Below are 11,444 nucleotides of genomic sequence, written 5' to 3'. Positions count from 1 at the left end.
TAAACCGCCTTGCTTAATTATTCACACTTTGCGCTTGTTTTATTTTTGTGTCCTGTATTTTCAACCCATTTTCCCTGGCGATTTTCGTGATTCGTTCAGGCCGCTCCAGCTCCTTCACTTCAAATAGCAGGCTTTCATTTATCACCTGCTGATTCTGCACGGTTTGCTCCAATTGCTGAAGATCCCTGTTCAGGCTGTCTGTTGACGAGGAAAAGGAAACTATAAAGCCACCGGCTGCAATGATGCATATACCAACTAAGGAATAGATTATTTTTTCACCCTTTGTGAGCCATCCCTGCTTCCGAACTTTTACAGTTACCTTTTGCTCTCTCTTTGGCACAGCATCCGCCTGCATTCGTTGCCGCCAGTCAAAGGCCTGATTCTCACGCATTACTTATTCCACCCTTCTCTGTATGTAAAATTTTCATTCCATTCATTTACTTTTTCAACAATCCGTAATTTAGCCGACCGGGATCTTCTGTTCTCCTGTAGTTCTTTTTCTCCTGGTACAATTGGTTTCTTGGTAATCATTTTAAAGGGTGCTGCAAACTCCTTCGGCACCACCGGTAAATTTCTTGGCGTTGGTTTCTCTGTACTCCAAGCTTTAAAAGCCTGCTTGGCGATTCTATCCTCCAGCGAATGAAATGTTATTACCGCAATTCTTCCTTCTTTGGAAACAACTTCCGCGGCCTGATGTAGCGCATCATTAAATATATTCAGCTCATCGTTTACCGCAATACGCAGCGCCTGAAAAATTCGTTTTGCGGGATGCCCGCCTGTTCTCCTTGCCGGAGCTGGTATTGCTTCTTTAATAATATCAACAAGCTGGTGCGTGGTTTCTATTGTCTCTTTTTTTCGATGCTGCTCTATTTTCCTGGCAATTTGTTTTGAAAATTTTTCTTCTCCATATTTAAAAAAGATAGAGACCAATTGCCCGTAAGACCAGGAATTAATGATTTCAAAAGCAGTTATTTCCCGGTTTTGATCCATCCTCATATCCAATTTGGCATTATCCTGATAACTAAATCCGCGCTCTTTTCGGTCAAGCTGCGGTGAAGAAACACCAAGGTCAAATATGATACCATCCACATGATCAATGTTATTTTCATTTAATTGGTTTTTTAAATCTGTAAAGTTTGAATGGATAAACAGGATCCGGTCATGGTAGGGGGTTAATCTTTCTTTTGCAGCAGTCAACGCGTCTATATCCTGGTCAAATCCTATGAGAAGACCATCCGGGTTTAATTTTGAGGCAATTTGTTCCGCGTGGCCTCCACCGCCCAAAGTACAATCCACATAAATCCCGTCAGGCTTAACCGACAAACCTGTCACTGTTTCATCCTTTAATACACTGTAATGTTCAAACATAGTTACACCCACTTTTCCAGCATGAATGATCTTCCCGCCTTGGCATGTTGACAAAACACGTATTCTTGACATTGAAATAAAAATCCCTACGCGCCAATCCAGCCAGCTCACATGCTTATATATCGAAATCCATCAGGTTTTCTGCAATTTCGGCAAACGACTCTTCTGATTCGGTAAAATAATCGTCCCAATTGTCGCTTGCCCAGAATTCAATCCGGTTCGATACACCAATAACTACACATTCTTTATCCAGTGCAGCATAATTGCGAAGAGGCGGGGGAATGTTTATTCTTCCCTGCTTATCCACTTCACATTCCACAGCGCCGGAGAAGAAGAATCGTGTAAAAGCCCTGGCATCTTTTTTTGTCAGTGGGAGGTTTTTTAATTTTTCTTCTAAAGATTTCCATTCATTCATTGGGTAAGCGAACAAACATTTATCCAGTCCACGGGTGAGAACAAAGCTTTCCCCAAGCCCTTCCCGGAACTTGGAAGGCACGATAATCCTGCCTTTTACATCTATGTTATGTTGGAATTCACCCATAAACATATAGTCCGCCCCACTTTCGTATAATCATCTTACCACATCTCCCCACTATTCACCACAAATTTAATAAAAAAGTATTATTTTAATTATTACATCTGCTTCATAGAAATTTATTACACATAAAAAAAGCTGTCATATCAATGATAGACAGCTTTTAGAGAAAAATAATTCACTTGTGGGGGAGAGTGGTTCCCCTTTTAAATCGAAATAATATAATGTTCGTTTTCAAAGGATAATGATTCGGATGCCAGTTTACTGATGAACCGGGGACTGTATGAATTAATCCACGGCAAGGGGGTCCACATCCGTTCCTGTAAATTATTATTCGGGAATAAGGATGTATGAATCATATTAAATTCAGAAACTTCTTTCTCATATTTTTCCTGTACGGCTTTCATCATCCTTTTTTCCATATAATCAATATTTCTCTTTAAATAAAATAAGTTCTTTTCCGATAAATCACCAATGTCTGTGCTGATGCCTGCTGCAATTTCCCTTAATGGTTGATGGGCTTCCTTTATTTGCTGTTTAATGGAAGCCGCCACATCCTGAATGGATGGATTGTTTTTAGCCTCAAGCCATTGTTTTTTTAACCGTTCCGTCCCTTCATTTATAACGGTATCAAAGGAGATCTTATACTTTTTCCCGCATCTTTCAATATGCCGTTCCAAAAAAGTAAATGATAATCTTGGAACTACAGGGGGCATATTAATATCCAGTGTATGGAAAGCGTTCTTTAATGAAGCCCAATATGCAATTTCACCCGGTCCGCCAATAAATGCCAGGGTAGGGAACAACAAATCCTGCATCAAGGGTCTGGTTACAACATTATTGCTCAACCGCCCAGGATGATGCTCTGCAATATCCAACAATTCTTCTGTAGTGAAGCAGACTTCATTTTGCTTCCCCTTCCACGTTCCTTCCTTGGTCTTTTTAAGCAGGATGCGCTCCGTTTCCTTATGATAAAATAAATGGCCGTCATCCTCCTCCGCTTCCAAAGGCACCTCGTACCCAATCTTTTCAAGCTCCTTCAAGGATTGGTGCACACTTTCGGCTATCTCAGACTGTGAACGGATCATACCGGCAAAATGATCTTTTTCCAGTTTACGTAAATCAGGATGTGCTGAATCGACCAGCACAAGACCTTCCACTTCAAATAATTGATGGATAAGCCGGGCAAAAAAATCCACGTAACTGTCCGATTTCATCAAACAATTTTCCAGCGAGTGGTATAATTTATTGGTATATTCCGTTTCCTGAAGTTGCTGAAATAGTGTCTCCAGCCAATGCTTCGTTTCCTGCTTATTTATCTTTATATCGGAAACCGGCTTTTTCTCGTAGACTTTCTGCGGATGTTTGTACTTTTCCATCTGTCCATTATGCGGCAGAAATACATGATTAATTTCATCGAAGTCATGATCCTCACCCGCAATCCAGAAGACCGGAATTACCGGAATGTTCAGCTCCTCTTCTTTCTGTCTTGCAAACTGAATAATGGAAATCACTTTATTTACCGTGTACATTGGGCCGGTCAACAGTCCAGCCTGCTGACCTCCAATAACCACTGTACTGTTTTCATCCTTTAATCGTTCTATATTATCCAAAGCAGCCTCCGGAGCACCCCATCCACGGTTCAGGTTATGTAAAACATCGGTCAAATGCCTCCGATTAAAATGACGCTGTTTCAACTCCTGCACACGATCAGCAAACTGGGTAAACGGCTCATAATCAAAAAAAGACATTAACTTTTTATCATTGGCCCTGTAATCGCGTATTAACTTGCTTTTATTTTGTATCCCTACTGGATCAACCTGCATAATTCCGATGCCCCTTACGTTTATGATATCCATATGTATTGTACATAAATTATCATGTTATTTCACTCATTCTGTTTAGTATTCGCCGAGAAATAAAGCTGACTATTCCTATCCACTTTCACAATCTGATAACATAAAGCAGCGATAGGACAGACTGGCATCCTAATAAAAGATCCGGTAACCAATGTCAAAAATAAATAGACAAACATAGAGAAACCCAAAAAGAAGAAACAAAGTTCTCCATAATAATTTAATTGCTTTGCTCAACAAAACCTCCATATTCATCTTCCACTGTATAAAAATAATGACGGCTAAAGAAGTGAGGAAGAGAATAATAAAAATACCCGTCAAATTCATATTAAAGTTTAAATAAATCAATATAAGGACAGCAATAATATACAACAGTGTAGTCCAGTTTACAGCCTGATGAAATGCCTTTAGCTTAGGCCAATTCCATTTTAGCAGGATAAAATAAACAAGCCATGTCGCAATGGCAGGGACGGTAATAAAAAAAGCGATAATATAACTAATAATATCGACCATCATCAGTCTGTAATTCCCTTCTTTATTTCCAGTGCTTTTATACTGTCATACATTAGCATTGCATTAATTTATCAACCATTTTGTCAAGCATTACATCTAGTAAAAAATATTCCCAATATAGGTAATAATACTTACAATTGCATAAAAAAAGCCTTATAATTAGGGTAGTAGTTCTTGTCCAAATCCCTAATTATAAGGAGCATCACATGGACAAGGATAACACAAAAACAACAATAAATGAATTATTAAAGATAATAAACGAACAAACTTTTACGAAATTAATCAATGTGATCGATCTTGATAAGTACGTTAAAAAACTGACAGCTCATAAATTTTTACAGTTGCTTATCATAGCCCACATAAATGAGGTTGATAGTTTAGCGCACCTTACCCAAAAGGTGAAAGATGATGACAAATTAAACCGCCATATGGGATTTGATATTAGCACCTCTCAACTTTCAAGGAAGCTGGGAGCTTTATCACCAAAAGTTTTTGAGAAGGTCTTTCACCATCTTGTTTTTAACATCCATGCTCGGCAGAAAGGGCAGCCTATTTCTCAACAAATCTCAAGACTTCATGTCATTGATTCGACAACGATGAGTATGTCCCTGACGCAATATCCATGGGCAACATTCCGTAAAACAAAAGCCGGCGTTCGGCTTCATCTTCAGGTAGTTGTTACAAAAGACATGGTATTGCCTGATAGTGGTGTACTTACACCAGCCAAGCATGCAGATCGAACACAGATGAATGAACTTATTGAAATCGTACCTGATGCTGTCTATCTATTTGATCGGGGTTACAACGATTACAAACAATTTGATAAGCTTTGCATGGAAAAAGTTCGTTTTATTACACGGTTGAAAAAGAACGCTGAAGTAAAAGTACTTCAAGAATATGAGGCAAATCCAGACTCTCTCATATTTAAGGACCAGAAAGTTATCTTAGGAAAAGGAAAAAACCAAATGACTAGATCATTAAGGTTAATTGAAACAGAAGATAGTGAAGGTAATACGGTTATCATTATCACAAACTGCTTCCATCTTTCCGCTAATGAGATTGGTGACTTGTATCGCTACCGATGGAAAATAGAGACCTTTTTCAAATGGATGAAACAGCATTTACACCTGAAAACATTCTACGGAAAAAGCGAGAATGCCGTTTACAATCAAATCTGGATTGCGCTCATTACATACTGTTTAGAACTTTTAATGCAGCGAAACTTACATCATAAAGGATCATTATTAGACGTACACCGAAAGTTGCAAACCAACTTATTTGAAGGACTGGATAAATTCATTCGTTCCCTCTTTAGAAAGCCTGAACGCACGTCAAAAGGACGGCGAGCAAATCGTTGGGAGAGAGAATTTAAGTTCATAGAGCGTCAATTTGCACTTGAGGAGGTGAGTCATTTAAACGATTTAACGTTTGATCCTTTATTTTAATTACTTTTTAATATAATTCAAATTATCTGACAAGGACTACACTTATTCCTGTATTAACTTTTTTTCACTGTTCGGAATGAGGTGCAGTCAGAATATTGCATCATATTAATGTTACTTATGAAATCTTTGCTTGACTTTAATTTTTAGGTTTTATGCAATGCTAATGACTGTCATACAAAAAAGTTGTATAGGGAATAGTGAAACCCTTGCCCTTTTTCACAATATAGCCGGATATTGCTTCGACTTCCGTTTTTCTATTGTCCAAAATATCTTTAAGCATGGAAGAACGATTTTTTTCCGTTTTTTTGCATATATTTTCCACCCTTGTCCACTCCTTTGAAACAGCCATTCCCAATACGGCACACGCCTCATCACAAATTATATATGCCATCTTACGCAAGTAGGGATTGCGCATTATTTCCCCGTTGGGTACCTTGAATAGTGCAGTCAGGGGATTGATTACCGCGTTTATTACCAATTTTTTCTGAAGTAAAGTCACGTAATCTCGATTAAATTCAAAAGGAAAATCCATCTGATTCAACGCTTTGACAATTTTATATAACAAATGCTCTTCCCCCTGGTAGGCCGCCAGGTTAATCCTGCCTCTTCCGGTATGTTCCACAATATGATCCCCTGCCTTAAAAGCACCATGCTCAATCACTCCGACCATAACCGGATTGGTTAATTTATTTATTTCTTCCAGGTGACCCATTCCGTTCTGTAAAAAAATCAGCGGTATATTTTCATTGACACACTGAATCAGCGGTACAATAGCAGACACGGCACCTTGTTTTACACAAATAATATAACAGTCCTCTCTTTGCAATTCCACACTGAGCAAGGCACGTATATTAATGCTTCCCGAAGTACCTTCCAACACAACCCCATTTTCGTTCAGTTTCATTTTTTGCTCTTCTCTGCGTACATAAATAGTCACAGTATGCTCGGTGGATAGATAGGAGGCCAGCAACAAACCAGTCGAACCGCCCCCAATGATCCCGATGTTCACTTTTTCTCCTCCTCCAGTTTAAATCTCAAAATTTATTAAAATAATATAGGAACCCGAAATGAAAAATGTTAAAATGAACTGGAATGATTTTCTTTATTCCTTTTTTATATTATAATAAAATAAACAGAAAAGCTAAAATATTTCTGACAACATTGTATTTTTTATGGAGGAGAAGATACTATGCCAACCAAGGTAGAGAAGCTGAAAATTAATTATAAAACACTTGAAAAGTTTAAGCATTTTAAAGAATATGGTAATCAGGAACTTTCCATGCAGGAAGATCTTGAAAATAATATCGTTGAAAATTACGTTGATTCTCCATTTTATGGAATTTATTTTGGAGACAACTTGATTGCAAGAATGAGTTTATACAAAATCAAAGCAAAGTATGATCATTACTTCGATCCACCACAGGACTATTTAACACTTTGGAAATTGGAGGTATTACCTAATTATCAGGGTAAAGGATACGGTAAGCAATTGGTTGATTTCGCCAAAAGCTTTGGACTCCCTATTAAAACAAACCCAAGAATAAATTCACATGGTTTTTGGGAAAAAATGGGATTCCAAAAAGCACAATATGATATGGAAAGAGATTTAGGAGAAAACCCGTTAATCTGGTTGCCGGTAGGTGTTAGCGAACAGGAAACCGGTCAATAGGTTAGATAATTGGAGAAAATCGGCAATAATAAAAGACATGAATGAGTCCACCCCCTTCATGTCTTTTTTATGTCCTTTTCAGTGAATGTGCAATATAATTCACCCTATAGGTTTTCAGGAAAACAAATCTAAGTTATTACATCTCATTCCATCTTAGCCCGTTTCCAGATTTCTTTCATTTCTTCCCAGTTACTTTCATATCTGGCAAGTACTTTTTTCAGTCTTTCATTCTCATTTTTTAAGTATGCTACCATATCTTCCTGTTGCTTTTGCTGATCCATTTTTTCATTGGAAAAATCTTTTCTCATCTTCTCCAATACATGAATCGCTGCCTCTATGGAATCTTTATCCATAGGCTCTGCTTCATTCCATTGAGGAGACTCTTTCCGCCCCCCTCTTTTCCTATCTTCCTTAGCTGCCAAAATAGCTTCCTGATATTGTTTTCTTATCGTGGCATTCCACCGAAAACCACATGCAGCGGAAGTTCGCGACAGCTTATTGGCTACTTCTTTAAAGGCTTCGAGCTGGGTTCGGCCCTCCCGTATATAGCGTAATACCGTTTCAGCCAAAATGATGTCTTCATCCTTTGACCAGGCGTCTTGCCGAGTAGCATTCATACCATCCCTCCTTATACGTTTGCTATCAATGTATGCATAAAGTAGGGGTGATAGAATACATGTTTAGCTTTTTATGGAACATTTTCAGCTCCTGTCCCGATTTAGAAATTGCCTGAGAGCTGCTTTATGTTCCTCCGTCTCCCAAAGGTTCGCACAATTCCTGACTTCTTCACTCATAAAAGATGACAGGCCTAGACTTGATATTTTTTTCTTGTATTGAAGTTTCAGCATTTTCATTTGCGCGTATGACTTGGCTATGTAAGGTTTTAACACATCGTTGGCAGGTTCACCCCATGTTTCAATAGGTACGATTTTATGTAACCAACCATGCTGTAACAAATAATCTGCTTCAAGTATACTTGCTTCCATTAACCAATACATGGCAAAGCTTGGGTTCACTTTTTCATACAACAGTGCTCCTCCGCCCCATCCAGGCAAAATCCCCAGTTTTGTTTGAACAAAACCGAATTCCGTGGAAGCTTTAGCAATTCTGATGTCACAAGCCGTGGCCAATTCACACCCGCCGCCCAATGCGTTCCCATTCAACAAAGCGATGGTTGGCACAGGAAAATTAGCCAATTCAAATAATACCTCTTTCATCGGATATAAGCGGGAAAACGCTTCATCTGTTGATAAGTCACCATGCAAATCAAGTAAATCCCCACCTGCACAAAACATCTTACCTCGACCGGTTACCACTAAAAATTTGATCTGGTCCCCTTTCGCTTCCTCTATTTTGGATGTGAGTTCCTCAGTCATTTCCTGTGAAACAGCATTATTTTTTTCAGGACGGTTTAGACATATTTCTCCATATCCTGATTCATTCCTTGCATAGGTTACCAATTCAGACAAGCATATCCACTCCTTTTTAATTTAATAGTAATCGTCCTCCAGAAGAAAAATCAAGCTTAGTTTCCCGCGTAAGATTCAGTTATAGGAAAAACGCCTGCTTTTAAGTCATTAAATACCCGGGAGAGAACTATCATCCGGAACACAAAAAAGCTGCCCAATTGTAACTCGGACAGCTCCCTTTATCCATTCATCATTAACTGCTTACCACTTCTTTGCCGTCATAATGACCACAGGACTTGCAAACATGATGAGGCTTTGTTAATTCACCGCAATTTGAGCATTCCACCATGCCGGGTACTTGCAGTTTTTTATGCGTACGACGTTGATTTTTTACTTTTTTGGAAGTTCTTCTTTTTGGTACTGCCATGACTTACACCTCCTTTTAGAAACTCTGGCTCCTTTAACATGTAAACCCGTAAAACCCAGGCACTGAAATAGTCAAACCAAGGATTCCGTCACATATCGATTAGGAAAAAACTCCTAAATCCGGACCTAAGATCTAATCAAATAAGTTTTGCTCATTCTTCTCTATCGCTTTTATTTTCCTTCAGCAAACTTTCCAACTTTTTCAACCGGGGATCTATCTTGTTTGCCTTTTTATCCTCTTCGGCAATCAATTCCCATCCTTGCCCCTTATTGACTGTGCTTTCCGGGTCGAGCGCATCTTCCGAGTATACACGAAAAGGTATATTTAATATGATATGCTCTTTAATGTAAGGGGACAGATCTATTACTTCTCCTACTATCGGATGAATTTCATTCTCTTCATCCGCCTGGTCGGAAAGTGCAAAGACTTCGCTCGTCCGTACGTCTATCGTATACGGCACATCAATGAGCGTACGTGCACAGGGCAGGATCACTTTTCCATGAATATGAAAGTCAAAGATAAATTGTTCTCCCTGCACATAACTTCTTCCAGCCACATGCATGGGTTCTGTTTTTCTAATATCATTATTCATTTCTTCCAATTCTGAAACGTCTACAGTTTCATCAAAGGTAAAAGCTTCATGAAGCGCACTTTTTCTCAATTGTGCGATAGAAAATTTCACCATTATCACCTCGAGACAACAAGAGTTATTTTAAAAGAAAAAACACAATTTGTCAACATAATCTCTTTACATGCTTTAATAAATCGATCATTTTTATAAAAATAACTGGATCACAAAAAACTTATCCTTATCTTTAAACATAAAAGCGATCTATCTTTTTTCGTGTTTTCCATCTGCAGCTGAAGTATTACCCATTATACTTCCCAAGGAACCAGGCAGTTAACCAAAATGACAGTGTTGGGAATGTTTATGCGAAAAGAAGCGTTTTTTGGTACAATAAATAACAAAATAATTTCAGGGGTTGGTCGGGTTGAAAGCATGCGGTTTAATTGTTGAATATAATCCGTTTCATAACGGTCACTTATATCATCTCCAACAATCAAGAATGACGACAGATGCTGACTGTATAATCGCTGTGATGAGCGGTTCTTTTCTGCAGAGAGGAGAACCGGCTATCATTGATAAATTCCATCGTACCAGGGCTGCTTTGCACGCAGGGGTTGATATTATGCTGGAACTTCCGTATCCATATGCTGTCCAAAGCAGTGATTTTTTTGCAAAAGGGGCGGTACTCACATTAAATGAAATCGGCGCAGATAGCATTTGTTTTGGAAGTGAGTCGGGAAATATAGAGTATTTTAAAACAGCATATCATCAATTTGAAGGAAAAAAGCATCTTTTCCAGGAAGTATTAAAGTCAGAATTACAAAAGGGTACCGCTTTTCCCGAGGCCAGCAGAATTGCATACGGGCAGATCGGTCTGACCACCGATGAAATGGACCTTTCCAAACCGAATAATATTCTTGGTTTCAGTTATGTAAAGACTATTTTGGACCGCCGGTTATCGATGGATGCCTATACTATCAAGCGTACAAATAATAACTACCATGACCAATCTGTTACAAGCTCCATCGCCAGTGCGACCAGTATAAGAAAGGCAATATTTGATACAGGCGGGATTACGGAAAAGCTGAAAAAAACGATGCCGTATGAAACTCAATTACAAATGCAGAACTATAAAACAGCATCAGGAGTCTGGCATACATGGGAAACGTATTTCCCTTTTCTTCATTATCGCGTCATGACCATGTCGCTGGAAGAACTTGCAAATATTCACGATGTGGAAGAAGGGCTGGAGTATCGAATTAAAAAGTCAGCAAAAATGGTAACTTCCTTTCAGAGCTGGATGAACGGATTAAAAACAAAAAGGTATACGCGGACAAGGCTGCAACGTATTTTTGTACATATTTTAACAAACACAACTAAAGAAGAAATGGAGTTATTAAAAAAGGATACAACCGTACCATATATCAGATTGCTGGGAATGACAAAAAAAGGACAATCCTATTTAAATCGATTTAAAAAAGAATTTGATGTCCCGCTGGTGACTAACATCACCAAAAATGCAGACCCGATGCTTTTAATGGAAGAAAGGGCAAGTAACGCGTATTATAGCGTTCTCCCTCCCGGTAAAAAATTCAAACTGAGAAGGCAGGAATTTCAACCACCGGTGATCCAACCAACCTGACCATTAAACAGT

At 38.7% G+C, this 11,444-nt stretch carries 13 protein-coding genes; 3 read left to right on the top strand and 10 right to left on the bottom strand.

The window, feature by feature from the left end:
- Positions 1 to 13: 13 nt before the first annotated feature.
- The 5 genes from ftsL to ACZ42C_RS02595 all read right to left on the bottom strand — a co-directional run bounded on the left by ftsL (position 14) and on the right by ACZ42C_RS02595 (position 4,275).
- A complete protein-coding gene (gene ftsL, locus ACZ42C_RS02615; RefSeq protein ID WP_461180999.1) occupies positions 14 to 391 on the bottom strand; it encodes a cell division protein FtsL in 378 nt (125 codons plus the stop codon).
- Positions 391 to 1,368 carry a 16S rRNA (cytosine(1402)-N(4))-methyltransferase RsmH gene (gene rsmH, locus ACZ42C_RS02610; protein ID WP_461181094.1) on the bottom strand — a complete coding sequence of 326 codons (978 nt, stop codon included), beginning with the start codon at positions 1,366 to 1,368 and terminating at the stop codon, positions 391 to 393. Before rsmH ends, ftsL begins: the two co-directional genes overlap by 1 nt.
- Positions 1,369 to 1,483: 115 nt before the next feature.
- The gene (gene mraZ / locus ACZ42C_RS02605) at positions 1,484 to 1,915 is read right to left on the bottom strand and encodes a division/cell wall cluster transcriptional repressor MraZ (RefSeq protein ID WP_461180998.1); all 432 of its coding nucleotides are present in this window, start codon (positions 1,913 to 1,915) and stop codon (positions 1,484 to 1,486) included.
- Between the two features lie 194 nt (positions 1,916 to 2,109).
- On the bottom strand, positions 2,110 to 3,729 hold the full coding sequence (gene bshC / locus ACZ42C_RS02600; RefSeq protein ID WP_461180997.1) for a bacillithiol biosynthesis cysteine-adding enzyme BshC: 1,620 nt from the start codon (positions 3,727 to 3,729) through the stop codon (positions 2,110 to 2,112).
- A gap of 162 nt (positions 3,730 to 3,891) precedes the next feature.
- Positions 3,892 to 4,275 (bottom strand): DUF3397 domain-containing protein, encoded by a 384-nt coding sequence (locus tag ACZ42C_RS02595; RefSeq protein WP_461180996.1) that lies wholly within the window; start codon positions 4,273 to 4,275, stop codon positions 3,892 to 3,894.
- A 203-nt stretch (positions 4,276 to 4,478) separates the two neighbouring features.
- Here ACZ42C_RS02595 and ACZ42C_RS02590 point away from each other — a divergent pair, with 203 nt between their 5' ends.
- On the top strand, positions 4,479 to 5,717 hold the full coding sequence (locus ACZ42C_RS02590; protein WP_461183818.1) for an IS4 family transposase: 1,239 nt from the start codon (positions 4,479 to 4,481) through the stop codon (positions 5,715 to 5,717).
- Between the two features lie 160 nt (positions 5,718 to 5,877).
- Here ACZ42C_RS02590 and ACZ42C_RS02585 read toward each other — a convergent pair whose 3' ends face one another.
- Positions 5,878 to 6,726: a 2-dehydropantoate 2-reductase gene (locus ACZ42C_RS02585; protein ID WP_461182322.1), complete on the bottom strand. Its 849-nt coding sequence runs from the start codon at positions 6,724 to 6,726 to the stop codon at positions 5,878 to 5,880.
- Positions 6,727 to 6,906: 180 nt separating this feature from the next.
- On the opposite strand from ACZ42C_RS02585, the gene ACZ42C_RS02580 reads away from it, so the two are divergent.
- The gene (locus ACZ42C_RS02580) at positions 6,907 to 7,386 is read left to right on the top strand and encodes an N-acetyltransferase (RefSeq protein WP_461182323.1); all 480 of its coding nucleotides are present in this window, start codon (positions 6,907 to 6,909) and stop codon (positions 7,384 to 7,386) included.
- 143 nt (positions 7,387 to 7,529) lie between these two features.
- Here the strand turns inward: ACZ42C_RS02580 and ACZ42C_RS02575 are convergent, their stop codons facing one another.
- The 4 genes from ACZ42C_RS02575 to ACZ42C_RS02560 all read right to left on the bottom strand — a co-directional run bounded on the left by ACZ42C_RS02575 (position 7,530) and on the right by ACZ42C_RS02560 (position 9,907).
- Positions 7,530 to 8,003, bottom strand: coding sequence for an RsfA family transcriptional regulator (locus tag ACZ42C_RS02575; RefSeq protein WP_461182324.1), 474 nt, complete (start codon positions 8,001 to 8,003; stop codon positions 7,530 to 7,532).
- Positions 8,004 to 8,087: 84 nt separating this feature from the next.
- Positions 8,088 to 8,855 (bottom strand): enoyl-CoA hydratase/isomerase family protein, encoded by a 768-nt coding sequence (locus ACZ42C_RS02570; protein WP_461182325.1) that lies wholly within the window; start codon positions 8,853 to 8,855, stop codon positions 8,088 to 8,090.
- 193 nt (positions 8,856 to 9,048) lie between these two features.
- A complete protein-coding gene (rpmF, locus tag ACZ42C_RS02565; protein ID WP_164215363.1) occupies positions 9,049 to 9,222 on the bottom strand; it encodes a 50S ribosomal protein L32 in 174 nt (57 codons plus the stop codon).
- A 151-nt stretch (positions 9,223 to 9,373) separates the two neighbouring features.
- A complete protein-coding gene (locus tag ACZ42C_RS02560; protein WP_464891323.1) occupies positions 9,374 to 9,907 on the bottom strand; it encodes a YceD family protein in 534 nt (177 codons plus the stop codon).
- A gap of 307 nt (positions 9,908 to 10,214) precedes the next feature.
- Here ACZ42C_RS02560 and ACZ42C_RS02555 point away from each other — a divergent pair, with 307 nt between their 5' ends.
- Positions 10,215 to 11,432: a nucleotidyltransferase gene (locus ACZ42C_RS02555; RefSeq protein WP_461182327.1), complete on the top strand. Its 1,218-nt coding sequence runs from the start codon at positions 10,215 to 10,217 to the stop codon at positions 11,430 to 11,432.
- Positions 11,433 to 11,444: the final 12 nt, after the last annotated feature.

Source organism: Virgibacillus kimchii (assembly GCF_055379185.1).
The sequence above is the reverse complement of the archived record's forward strand: the minus strand, read 5'-3'. Positions and strand labels throughout refer to the sequence as shown.